Origin of the sequence: Polynucleobacter necessarius (assembly GCF_900095185.1) — a bacterium.
Taxonomy (GTDB): Bacteria; Pseudomonadota; Gammaproteobacteria; order Burkholderiales; family Burkholderiaceae; genus Polynucleobacter.
The window spans coordinates 584208-597770 of record NZ_LT606948.1 but is presented as its reverse complement, the minus strand read 5'-3'; the positions used below and the strand labels follow the sequence as shown (position 1 = coordinate 597770).

Sequence of the window (13563 nt, the reverse complement as noted above, 5' to 3'; positions counted from 1 at the left end):
TGCGATGACGTACTAGAGTTGTTCCCGGGGGGTTAGTAGTGAGGCAAACATCGCTGCCTTGACTGAAGGGATTGATTTCAAGAGCGCCACTGTCTTTGGACAGTTTGCCTGAGCTGAGGGCACCTTCTTTCTATGCCAACATAGGTGCAAACGCTTCCAGCCAGTTCGAAAAAAGAGTTGAAGCCAATATCGTTATATCCGGTAGCCGCAGCAATCGAACCACCCTCTTGCAAAGAAAGGGCTTCTTGTCGAATCATTTCCCAGCTGTCTTGGATTACTTTTATCGTAGGAAATTGGGAGACTGAAATAAAGGCGCTGGGCTTAACCTTTGAAAATAAATATAAAAGCGTATTTACTGGCGCCAAAAGCACCTGGTAGTCGGTCAGTGATCTGACAACTCCAAAACGAACCTTGCCTCTGAAATAGACATAAACCGCAGATGCTACAAAAACAAAAAAGATAATGTGCCGAATTTCCATGGGGATTGGTCTAATTAAGGTAATGAACTCCATTTTAATTTGGATGACAGCGCTAACTAGACTATTGCTTGGGCGTGGAAGCTCATATACTCGACATAGAAGATGTAAGGACCCGTTAACGGTTTGCGTGGAGAGTTACCGAGGAAATGCTGATGAATAGCTTTATAAAAAATGGCTCTTAAGCTTTGTTTTAATTAAGTTAGTGAGTATTTCAGTCTACACCTGGGCAATGCTCACTTGGAGCTACAGAAGTGGAGAGTGCTCAGGATATGTACAGAAACTCTCAAATCGCGGCTATTTATGCAAAGCTTGGGAGGGTGCATTAGAGCGATGGTTTCCATGCCAGGGACAATGTCAGAAAAATCTTTCTTGACGGTGCGTGATAATGCTGTGGCGCAAAAAATAAATGCTAACTTAGTCAAAAAAGTAGCTTTGAAGTATGAGCAGCACATAGGTTGACCAACTACTTGTTTTGGCGATACGGAGTATTTCGTTTCTGATATCGTAGTTTTGGATGGGTAATTTGTAGGGGTAGTAAAAAATTGCTGTAACGCAACTTTATTTTTGTAAGTTTTTGTAGTTAAAATCATATAAGCGTAATGTGCGCTGACATCAATATCTATAAGGAGCTTCACTTGAACAAAGCCGAACTAATCGCAGCGATTGCTGACGATGCGGAGATCTCTAAAGCCAAAGCTGAATTTGCATTGAATTCTGCTATCGCAAATATCATCAAAGCTGTTACTAAAGGTGACTCATTACAACTGATCGGCTTTGGTACTTTTGCAGCTGGAAAGCGTGCTGCACGTATGGGTCGTAACCCAAAATCTGGCGAACCGCTCAAAATCGCTGCTACTAAAACTGTTAAGTTTTCTGCTGGTAAAGCATTTAAAGATTCAGTTAACAAGCGTAAGAAGTAATTTTTTCTTGGTAATAAAAAAGCCCGGCATGCTGGGCTTTTTTATTACCTTAAGAGTTCGCAAGATCTTTTAAGGTAGATTAAGCGGCAACTGCAGCCTAACTTTGTACGAGGCGACGGTGACGATGAATACTCATCAATAATCCTGCTCCAAACCCAAGCGTGACTAATGCTGTGCCACCGTAGCTAATAAACGGAAGCGGCACCCCTACAACAGGTAGTAAACCACTTACCATTCCAATATTCACAAACGCATAGGTGAAGAAAATTAAGGTAACAGAAGCACCTAAAAGTCGGGTGAACAAATTAGGAGCACTCGCAGAAATTGCAAGCCCTCTTTTAATGAGGTCAAAAAATAATGCAATTAATATGATGTTGCCCAGAAGGCCAAACTCTTCTGAGAAAACGGCAAATATAAAGTCAGTATGTTTTTCTGGAATGAATTCTAGATGTGCCTGTGTTCCGTGAAACCATCCTTTGCCAAAGAATCCACCAGAACCAATCGCAATCATCGATTGAATGGTATGAAAGCCTTTGCCTAAGGGATCACTGGTGGGATCTAGCAAAGTACATACGCGATGTTTTTGATAGTTATGAACAAGCGGCCAAACCACATCATGGGCACAGATCGCGCTACCAAAAATAATAATTAACAAAATACCAATAACACCAAGACCCACAAACGGCAAAATCCATTTCCAAGGTAGACCAGCTAAGATGATGACGTAAAAGCCAGCTGCAAATACTAGTAGGGCAGTTCCTAGATCGGGCTGGCGCGCAATCAGAAAAACAGGGATTGCCAGAATAATGGCGGCAACACCATAGTCCCAAGATTTTTGAATGCCTTCCCGCTTTTGAAAGTACCAAGCAAGCATGAGCGGCATCGCAATTTTCATAATTTCTGATGGTTGAATCACGACACCAAGATTGAGCCAACGACGTGCACCTTTTTTGATTAATCCAAATACAGCCACTGCGATTAAGAGAGCAACGCCTAATCCATAAATCCAAACTGCACCCATCTCTAACCATTTAGGCGGAATACGCGAGACAGTCCACATCACTAAAAATGACAGTGCAAGATTACGTAACTCATCTGCAATTTGCACGGGAGTATTTTGTCTTGCAGACAAGAAGGTAAAAAAACCAACAGCCGCTAAGCCAAGCAATATAAGGCCTAGCTGGCGATCGAGTCCAGCAAAAATGTCAAAGAAAAATCCTTGAACTTTGATTAAGGGGCTCTTTTCCATTCGGGAATCTCCTTAGGCCACTTGCCCTCAATGTAATAGTCCAGTGCTTTACGTGCAATCGGTGCAGCATGTTGCGCTCCGAAGCCAGCATTTTCCACAACCATAGCAATCACGATGGTGGGTTTATCTATTGGAGCAAATGCAATATATAAAGCATGGTCGCGCAAAACTTCTGCAGTGGCGTTATGTTTATATTCTTTCGAATTCAAACTGAAGACTTGTGCTGTACCAGTCTTTCCGCCAACTTGATATCCTACATCTTTGAATGTTGCTGCAGATGTACCGGTGATATTCACCTCAAGCATGGCTTTTTTGATAAGCGCAATATTATCGCGATTCAGATCAATGCGATAGCTTTCTTTTGGAGTTGTTAGTACACGATTGCGAGTGAATGGATCTTCAATCGCCTTCACTAGATGAGGCTTCATCACGATGCCATTATTAGCAAAATTAGCCATGGCGTGCGCTAATTGCAAAATAGTGAAAGCGTTATAACCTTGGCCAATTCCCAAAGAAATCGTTTCACCTTCGTACCATTTTTGGTGCTCTGGCTTTTTGAAAGTATTTTTCTTCCACTCGGTTGATGGTAGAACCCCTCTAGCCTCTCCTTGCAAATCAATGCCGGTGATCTGTCCGAAGCCTAAGGGCTTCATAAAGTCATGAATCATGTTGACACCCATATCGCGTGCTAATAGATAATAGTAGGTATCACAAGATTCCACTATTGACTTTTGCATGTCCACAATTCCGTGACCTCCTTTTTTATCGTCGCGGAATGTATGGTTGCCAAAATCAAAGTAACCAGGATCCGAGATCGTTTGTGACGGAGTGCGCTTTTTAGTTTCTAAAGCAGCCAGTGCCATAAATGGTTTGTAAGTAGAGCCAGGAGGGTAAATCCCTTTTAGTGGTCGGTTATAGAGGGGTTTTTGCGGAGAGTCATTGAGCTCTTTCCAAGTAACCGAATCAATACCCTCAACAAAATCATTGGGATTAAAGGTAGGCTTAGAAACAAATGCCAATACATCACCAGTTTCAGGCTCAATCGCTACAAATGCACCACGAAAATTTCCGTAAAGTTGTTCAACTAAATATTGCAACTTGATATCTACAGAGAGCACCACGTTTTTACCGGGAATCGATGGAGAGCTGGAAAGCGTACGCACTGGCTTGCCGCCCGCAGTAATTTCTACTTGGTCGTATCCAGGTACACCACGTAAAACATTTTCGTAGCTTTGTTCTAAGCCAATCTTTCCGACATGCTGAATGCCGGGTAAAAATGAGGTCTGCAATGCATTGGGATCATCCGCTTTAGAGCCCTCTATTTCGGCCTGCATGCGCTCCTTATCTTTTTTGGAAACTCGTCCGATATAACCAATAAGATGTGAGGCTAATTCGTTATAGGGGTACTCTCGGAAACTTCTAGCGCGGATTTCTACGCCCGGAAAACGGTAGCGGTTAGCCATAAAACGGGCTGTTTCAGTCTCGGTAAGCATCGAACGCAGGGGAAATGTGCCCATATTGCGTGAATCCTCCAAGGATCTTGTGAAATTTCGACGATCTCTAGGAGAAATATCAATGATTTCAGAAAGATCATTGATTAGTTGATCTACATTACCTTTTATTTCTTCGGCATTTACATCCAAAGTGAGGGCCGAATAATTTCTGCCAATCACAATGCCGTTACGATCAATTAAAAGGCCACGATTTGCTGGCGCCGGTACTAATGCGATGCGATTGTTCTCTGCCAATAGCGCATATTTTCCATGGCTAATGAGTTGCAGCCATACAAGTCGAGTAATGAGCAGTAAAAAGCAAAATGTGACAAAGAGAGTCGCAATATGAATTCGCTCGTGAAATGAGACGAGGCCTGGCTTTTTAAAAGAAACCATATTACTTCTCAGAGCGGTCGATTGTGATCAACGTCTATTGGGCGGCGCTGTGGTGCAAGCAGTACACGTGTTGCTAATGGCCAAAGCATTGCTTCAATCAGCGCTTGAATGGCTCCTGTGAGAGCCCACCAGTAAAGTTCTCCACTGAGCAACCAATGCACCAGCACAGGAAAAAGTGATACCAATATAAAAACAGGAAGTAGATGCAGTGCTTGAGATAGAACCGTCAAAGCCACAATACGTCTATGCCAAGAGATGGCTACATAAGCAACCAGAGAATAGCTAAATGCATGCAGACCCAAAAGATCTGAATTATGAACATCCATCAATAAACCGAGAATGAAGGCGGTAATGACGTTGACATAACGATGCTGATGAATATTCCAAAATACAATACATAAAATTAACCAATCAGGCACCCAACCATAGTTGCCAATTGGCAAGAGATTTAATAGCAACGCACAAAAGAGGCTGAAATAAATAAAGACCGGGTCTACCGGGCGCAGAATATAGCCACTCTGGAAATCGATCATTGCGTTCCCCGCCCGCGAGTTTGGCGTCTACCCGGTGTGTTGGTTAGCGGTGTACCAGAGTTGGCTTTGTTATTAATACTCGGTGCTTTAGCGTCGAATTGAGGGTCATATAAAAGGGCTAGAGCTTGACGATAGCGATTAACTGCGGCTACGGGCATACAAAATACATTAGATGAGTTTTTATCAACATTGCGCTCAATTTTGCTAATAACGGCCACTGCAAATCCAGGGGGGTAAACGCCATCAATTCCTGAGGTCAATAAAATATCCCCCACTTCGAGGTCACTTGCGACGGGAAGATATCGAAGGTCTAATGGATTGCCACGACCTGCCCCAAATACTGCGGCACGAAGTCCATTGCGGGCTACTTGGACAGGTACCGCAAAATCACGATCTTCAAGCAAGGACACCTCGGCAGAGCGCTCGTAAAGACGGACCACTTGGCCTAATATGCCAGAGTCGTTAGCAATGGGATTGCCAAGCTTGAGCCCATCATTGCTGCCACGATTAATAATGATACGTTGAGAAATTGGATTTGGTGGGTTGAATAAAATCTCTACTGGCAATGTTTTGAAGGGGACTTGTTTTTGCAAGTCCATCAACTCACGTAAGTTTTGGTTTTCCACCATCAAAAATTCAGATTGGTTTGCCAGCAGAGAGAGTTCTGCTTGTCGTGCCTTCATCACTTGATTTTCTTGATCTAGTGTTGCGCGCGTCGTGAAATATTCAGACGTTGCCTCAAACGCATTGCGCGGTGTCATCATCACATACTCAAGTGGACGCAAAATCCAGTTGACATTATTGCGAATAGGGTCGAGTGCTTGGAAACGAAAATCGATCAACATCAGTGCGATGCTGATCGACAGGCAAACAATCAGTTTAAGTAAGGCCGGAATGCCCTGTCTGAAAAGTGGTGGTGCGCTATGTTGCAATTCCCCAGTCGACGTATATGTCGCTTACTCTTGCGAGAACACTCCGCCTAACTTATCCATGCGCTCAAGTGCGAGACCACAACCTCGTGCCACGCAGGTTAGGGGATCCTCGGCAACATGAATCGGCAAACCAGTCTCTTCAAGCAATAGTCGATCGAGATCGCGCAATAAGGCGCCACCGCCAGTAAGCATCATCCCGCGTTCAGCAATATCGGATGCCAGCTCAGGTGGTATCTGCTCAAGAGCAGCTTTGACTGCAGTCACGATTTGATTGAGCGGATCGGTTAGAGCCTCGAGAATTTCATTGCTAGTAACAGTAAAGCTACGTGGAATACCTTCAGAGAGATTTCGACCTTTTACTTCCATCTCGCGTACTTCAGCACCAGGAAAAGCAGAGCCAATAGTTTTTTTAATTAACTCCGCAGTTTGTTCGCCAATTAGCATTCCATAGTTACGACGAATGTAATTAGTAATGGCCTCATCAAACTTATCGCCACCAACGCGCACGGAGCCTTTGTAAACCATGCCGCCTAATGACATCACACCAACTTCAGTTGTGCCACCACCGATATCAACAACCATGGAGCCAGCAGCTTCAGAAACTGGTAAACCAGAACCAATTGCAGCAGCCATAGGCTCTTCAATCAAAAATACTTTTGATGCACCAGCACCTAGAGCAGATTCACGAATTGCGCGACGTTCAACTTGTGTAGATCCGCAAGGAACGCAAATGATGATTTTTGGGCTTGGTTTTAATAATTTGCTTTCATGCACGAGCTTAATAAATTGCTTAAGCATTTGTTCGGTAATCGTAAAGTCGGCGATAACACCATCTTTCATTGGGCGAATTGCCTCAATATTTCCTGGAACGCGACCCAACATCGCTTTTGCCTCCTTGCCGACGGCCAAAATGGTCTTTTTGCCGTTTGGACCACCTTCTTGGCGAATCGCCACAACAGAGGGCTCATCGAGGACAATACCCCGCTCACGCATATAAATTAAGGTGTTAGCGGTTCCTAGGTCGATGGCTAGGCCATTGGAAAAGTAGCTTCGGAAAAAACCAAACATGATGTAGTGGGAAAATAGAAAGTGTTAATAAAAATATATAGGAATGATACTCTAGCGCCCCATGAAACTTGATGATGTCCAGCGCATTGCGCACCGTTCTAGGCTTGAGTTAAATCAGGCAGAAGCTGAGGCAGTTTTGCCTCAATTACAGGCAATTTTTTCTCTGGTTGAGGAAATGCAGGCCGTTGATACAACTGGTCTTGAGTCTTTGGCCCACCCAATCCTCTTTTTGCGTGATTTAGCTCAGCCCATGCGTGTCGACCAAGTCACGGAATCGGACCATCGTGCTGAAAATATGCAATCAGCCCCTGCGGAGCAGGGGGGCTACTTCTTAGTGCCAAGGGTGATCGAATGAGTTGGCACAACACACCTATCGCTTTAATGGCAAAAGCGTTAGCTGCAAAAGAGGTTTCCAGCAGCGAGTTAACTCAGTACTTTTTAGATCGTATTGACGCCGGCAAGCAGTGGAATGCTTACTTGGATGTGAATGCCCACTTAAGTTTAGAGCAAGCAAATAAAGCAGATCACTTAATTTCGAATGGTAAAGCTGGTAAATTAACCGGCATCCCCGTGGCCCATAAAGATGTTTTTGTAACTCGAGGTTGGAAGTCAACAGCGGCATCGAAAATATTGGCTGGATATCAGAGTCCATTTGATGCCGCTGTGGTTGCAAATTTGGGAATTCCAGATGAAAACAATCCCCATGGGGCAGGCATGGTTTGTCTGGGCAAAACTAACATGGACGAGTTTGCGATGGGCTCCTCCAATGAGAATTCTGCTTTTGGACCCGTCTTAAATCCTTGGAACGCCGCACATGTTGCTGGAGGATCTTCTGGCGGTTCAGCGGCAGCTGTTGCTGCCGGCCTAGCGCCAATTGCGACCGGGACCGATACAGGCGGCTCTGGGCGCTATCTCAATCAACATTGGCAAGAAAGTAATTCGAATCCTGCAAAACCATTAGAAGGTTTGCGCGTGGGTTTGCCAAAAGAATTTTTTGCAGATGGTTTGGCAGGTGATGTTGCAAGGTCTGTGCATGAGGCTGCTAAGCTTTTAGAAAGCTTGGGCGCAACTTTGGTTGAGGTCAGTTTGCCTAAAACAAAGTTATCGATTCCAGTCTATTACGTTTTAGCGCCAGCAGAGGCTTCGAGCAATCTGAGTCGTTTTGATGGTGTGCGTTATGGTTATCGCGCAGATAAATATCGAGATGTGGCTGATATGTATACGAAATCTCGGACTGAAGGTTTTGGATCTGAAGTGAAGCGTCGCATCATGATTGGAACCTATGTGCTTTGCCATGGTTACTATGATGCTTACTATCTGCAGGCACAAAAAATTCGCCGCATTATTGCGGCAGATTTGCAAGCAGCTCTTGATCGGTGTGATCTTATCTTAGGCCCTGTGGCACCTGATGTAGCCTGGCGCTTAGGGGAAAAATCTAAAGATCCTGTGCAAATGTATCGTGAAGATATTTATACACTTTCCACAAACTTAGCGGGCCTACCTGCAATGAGCGTTCCATGTGGATTTAATGCAAGCAATTTACCCATTGGCATGCAATTGATTGGTAATTATTTTTCTGAGGCGCGTTTGTTGCAAGTGGCCCATCAATATCAGCAAGCCAGTGACTGGCATTTGCGTCAAGCAAGTGAGGTGGAATGATGCACTGGGAAATTGTTATTGGTCTTGAGACCCACGCACAGTTGCAAACACAATCAAAGATTTTTAGTGGTGCTAGTACGCGTTTTGGCGCAGAGCCAAATACACAAGCCTGCGCAGTGGATCTTGCATTGCCCGGAGTTTTGCCGGTACTCAATCGTCAAGCGGTTGCGCATGCAATCCGCTTTGGAGTAGCGGTGCATGCCAAAATTTCACCAGTGAGCATCTTTGCACGTAAGAATTATTTCTATCCTGATTTGCCTAAGGGATATCAAATTAGTCAGATGGAAATTCCGGTAGTTGTTGGTGGTCAGGTCGAGATTCTGGTCGGTGATGAGGTAAAAGTAGTGCAGCTCACCCGCGCTCATATGGAAGAAGATGCGGGCAAGTCTGTTCATGAAGAGGGTTTTATTGGTCCGCATGGCGAACCTTCCAGCGGAATTGATTTAAATCGTGCTGGCACACCTCTTTTAGAGATCGTGACTGAGCCCGTCATGCGCAGTGCTGCAGAGGCGGTTGCTTATGCCAAGGCATTGCATAGCTTGGTGGTTTGGCTGGGAGTATGTGACGGCAATATGCAAGAAGGCTCTTTCCGTTGTGATGCTAACGTATCCGTTCGACCTAAAGGTCAAGCTGAGTTTGGTACTCGTTGTGAAATTAAAAACTTGAATTCCTTTCGCTTTTTGGAGGAAGCGATTCAATATGAAGTGCGACGTCAAATTGAGCTCATCGAGGATGGTGGAGCCGTTGTTCAAGAAACGCGCTGGTACGACCCCGATCGTGGCGAGACGCGAAGTATGCGCAGTAAGGAAGATGCTAACGACTACCGGTATTTCCCAGATCCTGATTTGTTGCCGGTAGTGATTGATAGTGCGTGGATTGAGGATGTGCGTAGCAAGATGCCAGCCCTGCCTGCACAATTGCGCGAACAGTGGCAAAGCGAATTTGGTTTAAGCGCATACGATGCGCAGTTACTCACACAAGATCGTGATACTGCCAAAGTATTTGAAGACTTATTAGGAATCGTGGGTAAGCCATTGGCAAAAGCAGCTGCCAATTTAATTGCCGGTGAATTTGCCTCCTCACTCAATCGTGCTGGTATTGCAACAGCAGACGCACCTTTAAAAGCAGAGCACTTAGCGTCATTATTAACGCGCGTGGCAGATGGAACTATCTCCAATAAGATTGCCAAAGATATTTTTGCCATTCTTTGGGAGGAAGCGATCGCAGGTCAGGCTCTCAGCACTGTTGATCAAGTGATTGATGCCAAGGGTTTGAAGCAAATTAGCGACAGCGGAGCCATTGAAGCCATCATTGATCAAGTTTTAGCCGCTAATCAGAAGTCTGTTGAAGAGTTCCGCTCTGGTAAAGAAAAAGCATTCAATGCCTTGATTGGACAGATCATGAAAGCCTCGCAAGGCAAAGCCAATCCTGGTCAGGTGAATGAACTATTGCGCAAAAAATTAAGCTCATTAAGCTGCTAAACGTATTTTAAGAACGAGATAGATGAACGCAATTGATTTTAAGCAGGCCGAGCAAGAAGAGTTGGTTGCCGAGTGGTGACGTGTGACACCAGGCTTTTTTGAGCGCTATGCCGATCTCTTGAATGAGATACGGATTAAGCACCTACATGAAGATCGCACCATCTCTTTACAAGAGCGTCGGATGACAGTGCTTCGCACCCAGAATCAAGAGCTGAATCGCCGCTTAAGTGAGATGCTATATTTTGGCAGTCACAACGATAAAACCCAGCAGAGTTTAGTTGCTTGGTTACTGCGATTAATGAAGGCAAATATCAAAGCAGAAGTATGTGAGGTGGAGTCCGCACAGCTGTTGCCACCTAATGCAGCCTTTGGCCCCTGGGTGGATACGCCTTGATGTGGCTCAGCAAAAGAATTGGCTCCCGTGAGTATTGAGCTATTAGCCAGTCAAACGCAGATGGATCCTGATTGGCAAAGCATGGTAGGTATTGGCTTATCTCTAGGAAATAGCATTGGGATTAATCAATCACCAGCCGTTCTACTTTTGGCTAGCAAAGGCGAGTCGCGTTTTACAGCAGATATGGGTGCCTTTTATTTACGTCAGATCGCTGAATTAACTGCAGCAGCTTTGGATCGCATCCAGGCTTATGAAATTAAACGCGACTGATCTACCTCCACTCATGCAAGAGTATTTGCATGAGTTGCATGTATTGCGTCACCTCTCATCGCATACGCTCAAAGCGTATGGCATGGATTTGAGCGATCTTCAAAATTTTGCTTTAGAGGACTCGATCGAGCTTTTAAAAGTCAGCAATGGCCATGTGCGCCGTTGGGCTGGTAAGTTACATTCCAAAGGTAAATCCTCAAGAAGCATTGCTAGGACACTTTCTGCATGGCGGGGTTGGTATGACTGGTTGACTGAGAAGGATGCGAGACGCGATGCTCGAGCGGGTAAGGTAGCCCGCAATCTGATTGCTAACCCGGTCGTTGACGTTAAAGCACCAAAACGCCTGAAATCTTTGCCAAAGGCCTTATCGGTTGAGCAAGCTCTGGCCTTGGTAAATCAAGCCGTTAAAGAGGCTCAAGAAAAAAATGACTTGGAGTCTATCCGAGATGCAGCCATTATTGATTTGCTGTATTCCTCTGGTTTGCGTCTATCTGAGCTTTTGGGTATTGATATCATGCCAAGCAAAGATCGCCAACATGAATCTGCTGGCTGGCTCGACTGGGATGCTGCTGAGGTAACGGTTTTAGGTAAAGGGGGTAAACGTCGCTCTGTGCCAGTTGGTGCGCCTGCGATGAAATCTCTTGCAGCCTGGAGGGAGCTGCGTGATGCCGGAACTTATGAAGAGCAATCAGTGGCTTTATTTTTATCCGCGACAGGTAAACGCCTGTCTCCGAGAACGGTACAGGCGCGTTTGCGGACTTTAGCTATGCGCGCCGGTTTGCCAGCCCACGTCCATCCCCATATGATGCGCCACAGTTTTGCAAGCCATGTGTTGCAATCCTCGCAGGATCTGCGAGCGGTACAAGAGATGTTGGGACATGCAAGTATTGCCAGCACTCAGATTTATACCTCTTTAGACTTTCAGCACCTTGCTCAGGTATACGACAAAGCACACCCACGCGCAAAGGCTGGTAAAAGTTGAGGAACTCGGTAAGATAAAAGTTTTCCCCAGTTTGGGAAAACACGGCTTTTAGATTTTGATTGGATTATTCATGGCATTAATCCCGGTAATGATTTTGACGGGTTTCTTAGGAAGTGGCAAAACTACATTGCTGAAACATATTCGGACTGAAGAGCACGGTAAAAAAATTGCTGTAATCGAGAACGAATTTGGTGAGGAAAATATTGATAACGATATCTTGGTGCAAGACAACCAAGAGAATATCGTGCACATGAGTAATGGTTGCATTGCACCATGCGTGACGATCTCGTTGAGGCACCAAACGAACTTTTTGAGCAACGTAAGGAAAAGAAGATCAGTTTTGATCGGGTGCTAATTGAGGCTACTGGGGTTGCTAATCCTGGACCCGTAGCTCAGACTTTCTGTATGGATGATGATGTTGCAGATCATTATGTTTTAGAGGCTGTTGTTACCTTGGTGGATGTCAAGTATGGTCAGCAGCAATTGAATGAGCATGAGGAGGCTCAGCGCCAAGTCGACTTTGTAGATCATATCTTCATCACCAAGACTGACTTAGTTAGGCCTGGTGAGGTTGAGGCTTTGCGCAATCGCCTTATGCATATGAATCTGAGCGCGCCGATTGCAGGTATCTCTAATGGCGTTGTGCCTTTGAATGCGGTTTTGGATCTCAAAGGCTTTAATTTGAATGCCAAGCTGGATATTGATCCACACTTCCTGGAGCAGGATGATCATGATTACATAAATTGTGGTCACGATCATTCCAATGACCACGATCACAGTACGTGTGGCCATGACCATGGTCATGCAGGCCATACAGACCGCATTCAATCCTTCGTTTTTCGTAGTGATAAACCCTTTGATCATAAAAAATTGGAGGACTTCTAGGGGGCATTTTGGAGGGCTTTGGCGAGAAGAGGTTGCGCTCAAAGGAGTGCTTTATGTAAAGGGAGGCAGCCGGAAAGTGGTGTTTCAGGGGATGCATCAGATGATGGGGAGCGATTTGGCAGGTCTATGGGGTACAGAACCAAAGCAAACCCGAATGCTCTTTATAGGTATTGATTTACCTAAGGACACCCTATTGACTGGGCTTGAGGGCTGGTTGGCCTAGGAAGATTCGGGTACAATCCGCCGCCACGGTCAATATTAATTAAGGCTGTAAAAGAGTTTGGCAGAATGAGGCAATAATGCTTCAAATCTAGGAAAGAATGAGATGACGGTAAAAACAGCAACAAAATCAGTGGCTACTGCTAAAACGAGCAGTAAAGCAGCGAGTGCCAAGGTTGCAAAAGGCACTCCGCTCACTGAAACAGAATTACTCAAAATGTCCGATAAGGACTACATGAATGCTGCGCAACTAGACTTTTTCCGCCAAAAATTACGGACCCTCAAAGAAGACATTTTGAAAAATGCATCTGAAACAACAGAGCATTTGCGTGAAAATATTTTGGTTCCTGATCCGGCAGATCGCGCAACGATTGAAGAGGAGCATGCTCTAGAATTGCGGACACGTGATCGTGAGCGTAAGTTGCTGAAAAAAGTTGAGCAAGCATTGGCGCGTATTGAGTCCGGCGACTACGGTTGGTGTGAAGAAACGGGCGAGCCAATTGGCTTAAACCGTTTAATTGCAAGGCCTACAGCTAATCTGTCTCTTGAAGCTCAAGAGCGTCGCGAACTCCGTCAAAAATTATTTGGCGAATAAATTTAAGT

16 protein-coding genes and 1 pseudogene are annotated in these 13563 nt (G+C 45.1%); 10 read left to right on the top strand and 7 right to left on the bottom strand.

The window, feature by feature from the left end:
* Positions 1-12 precede the first annotated feature (12 nt).
* Complete coding sequence (locus DXE31_RS12030; RefSeq protein ID WP_269460580.1) at positions 13-123, bottom strand: hypothetical protein; 111 nt, start codon at positions 121-123, stop codon at positions 13-15.
* Positions 78-479 (bottom strand): aspartyl/asparaginyl beta-hydroxylase domain-containing protein, encoded by a 402-nt coding sequence (locus DXE31_RS11080; RefSeq protein ID WP_231969564.1) that lies wholly within the window; start codon positions 477-479, stop codon positions 78-80. Before DXE31_RS11080 ends, DXE31_RS12030 begins: the two co-directional genes overlap by 46 nt.
* Positions 480-1114: 635 nt before the next feature.
* On the opposite strand from DXE31_RS11080, the gene DXE31_RS03420 reads away from it, so the two are divergent.
* Complete coding sequence (locus tag DXE31_RS03420; protein ID WP_162785527.1) at positions 1115-1399, top strand: HU family DNA-binding protein; 285 nt, start codon at positions 1115-1117, stop codon at positions 1397-1399.
* A 97-nt stretch (positions 1400-1496) separates the two neighbouring features.
* On the opposite strand, the gene rodA is transcribed toward DXE31_RS03420, so the two are convergent.
* From rodA to DXE31_RS03395, 5 genes are read right to left on the bottom strand one after another with little or no spacing between them, the layout of a single operon-like run.
* Positions 1497-2648, bottom strand: coding sequence for a rod shape-determining protein RodA (rodA, locus tag DXE31_RS03415; protein WP_114697812.1), 1152 nt, complete (start codon positions 2646-2648; stop codon positions 1497-1499).
* Positions 2630-4537 (bottom strand): penicillin-binding protein 2, encoded by a 1908-nt coding sequence (gene mrdA, locus DXE31_RS03410; RefSeq protein WP_114697811.1) that lies wholly within the window; start codon positions 4535-4537, stop codon positions 2630-2632. Before mrdA ends, rodA begins: the two co-directional genes overlap by 19 nt.
* 8 nt (positions 4538-4545) lie before the next feature.
* The gene (mreD, locus tag DXE31_RS03405) at positions 4546-5070 is read right to left on the bottom strand and encodes a rod shape-determining protein MreD (protein ID WP_114697810.1); all 525 of its coding nucleotides are present in this window, start codon (positions 5068-5070) and stop codon (positions 4546-4548) included.
* The gene (gene mreC / locus DXE31_RS03400) at positions 5067-6002 is read right to left on the bottom strand and encodes a rod shape-determining protein MreC (RefSeq protein WP_114697809.1); all 936 of its coding nucleotides are present in this window, start codon (positions 6000-6002) and stop codon (positions 5067-5069) included. The genes mreD and mreC overlap by 4 nt, the downstream gene beginning before the upstream one ends.
* 24 nt (positions 6003-6026) lie before the next feature.
* Positions 6027-7070: a rod shape-determining protein gene (locus DXE31_RS03395; protein ID WP_114697808.1), complete on the bottom strand. Its 1044-nt coding sequence runs from the start codon at positions 7068-7070 to the stop codon at positions 6027-6029.
* Positions 7071-7131: 61 nt separating this feature from the next.
* On the opposite strand from DXE31_RS03395, the gene gatC reads away from it, so the two are divergent.
* From gatC to dksA, 9 genes and pseudogenes are all read left to right on the top strand, one after another.
* Positions 7132-7425, top strand: coding sequence for an Asp-tRNA(Asn)/Glu-tRNA(Gln) amidotransferase subunit GatC (gene gatC / locus DXE31_RS03390; protein WP_114697807.1), 294 nt, complete (start codon positions 7132-7134; stop codon positions 7423-7425).
* A complete protein-coding gene (locus DXE31_RS03385; protein ID WP_114697806.1) occupies positions 7422-8729 on the top strand; it encodes an amidase family protein in 1308 nt (435 codons plus the stop codon). The genes gatC and DXE31_RS03385 overlap by 4 nt, the downstream gene beginning before the upstream one ends.
* Complete coding sequence (gene gatB / locus DXE31_RS03380; protein ID WP_114698637.1) at positions 8729-10210, top strand: Asp-tRNA(Asn)/Glu-tRNA(Gln) amidotransferase subunit GatB; 1482 nt, start codon at positions 8729-8731, stop codon at positions 10208-10210. The genes DXE31_RS03385 and gatB overlap by 1 nt, the downstream gene beginning before the upstream one ends.
* An 82-nt stretch (positions 10211-10292) precedes the next feature.
* Positions 10293-10604 carry a DUF484 family protein gene (locus DXE31_RS11075; protein WP_231969325.1) on the top strand — a complete coding sequence of 104 codons (312 nt, stop codon included), beginning with the start codon at positions 10293-10295 and terminating at the stop codon, positions 10602-10604.
* Between the two features lie 27 nt (positions 10605-10631).
* On the top strand, positions 10632-10874 hold the full coding sequence (locus tag DXE31_RS11070; RefSeq protein ID WP_231969324.1) for a hypothetical protein: 243 nt from the start codon (positions 10632-10634) through the stop codon (positions 10872-10874).
* On the top strand, positions 10855-11856 hold the full coding sequence (locus DXE31_RS03370; RefSeq protein WP_114697805.1) for a tyrosine recombinase XerC: 1002 nt from the start codon (positions 10855-10857) through the stop codon (positions 11854-11856). The genes DXE31_RS11070 and DXE31_RS03370 overlap by 20 nt, the downstream gene beginning before the upstream one ends.
* 70 nt (positions 11857-11926) lie before the next feature.
* Positions 11927-12741: pseudogene (locus DXE31_RS03365) on the top strand (CobW family GTP-binding protein).
* Positions 12647-12964 carry a GTP-binding protein gene (locus tag DXE31_RS12780; RefSeq protein ID WP_415077803.1) on the top strand — a complete coding sequence of 106 codons (318 nt, stop codon included), beginning with the start codon at positions 12647-12649 and terminating at the stop codon, positions 12962-12964. The pseudogene DXE31_RS03365 and the gene DXE31_RS12780 overlap by 95 nt, the downstream one beginning before the upstream one ends.
* A gap of 213 nt (positions 12965-13177) precedes the next feature.
* Entirely contained in the window at positions 13178-13555 is a 378-nt protein-coding gene (gene dksA / locus DXE31_RS03360) for an RNA polymerase-binding protein DksA (RefSeq protein WP_174222266.1), read from the top strand.
* Positions 13556-13563: the final 8 nt, after the last annotated feature.

What these genes read in the sequence shown, in the direction of transcription:
- DXE31_RS11080 (WP_231969564.1), bottom strand. Translation starts at nt 479, where the DNA reads ATGGAAATTCGGCACATTATCTTTTTTGTTTTTGTAGCATCTGCGGTT.
- rodA (WP_114697812.1), bottom strand. Translation starts at nt 2,648, where the DNA reads ATGGAAAAGAGCCCCTTAATCAAAGTTCAAGGATTTTTCTTTGACATT.
- mrdA (WP_114697811.1), bottom strand. Translation starts at nt 4,537, where the DNA reads ATGGTTTCTTTTAAAAAGCCAGGCCTCGTCTCATTTCACGAGCGAATT.
- mreD (WP_114697810.1), bottom strand. Translation starts at nt 5,070, where the DNA reads ATGATCGATTTCCAGAGTGGCTATATTCTGCGCCCGGTAGACCCGGTC.
- DXE31_RS03395 (WP_114697808.1), bottom strand. Translation starts at nt 7,070, where the DNA reads ATGTTTGGTTTTTTCCGAAGCTACTTTTCCAATGGCCTAGCCATCGAC.
- gatC (WP_114697807.1), top strand. Translation starts at nt 7,132, where the DNA reads ATGAAACTTGATGATGTCCAGCGCATTGCGCACCGTTCTAGGCTTGAG.
- DXE31_RS03385 (WP_114697806.1), top strand. Translation starts at nt 7,422, where the DNA reads ATGAGTTGGCACAACACACCTATCGCTTTAATGGCAAAAGCGTTAGCT.
- gatB (WP_114698637.1), top strand. Translation starts at nt 8,729, where the DNA reads ATGCACTGGGAAATTGTTATTGGTCTTGAGACCCACGCACAGTTGCAA.
- DXE31_RS03370 (WP_114697805.1), top strand. Translation starts at nt 10,855, where the DNA reads ATGAAATTAAACGCGACTGATCTACCTCCACTCATGCAAGAGTATTTG.
- DXE31_RS12780 (WP_415077803.1), top strand. Translation starts at nt 12,647, where the DNA reads ATGACCATGGTCATGCAGGCCATACAGACCGCATTCAATCCTTCGTTT.
- dksA (WP_174222266.1), top strand. Translation starts at nt 13,178, where the DNA reads ATGTCCGATAAGGACTACATGAATGCTGCGCAACTAGACTTTTTCCGC.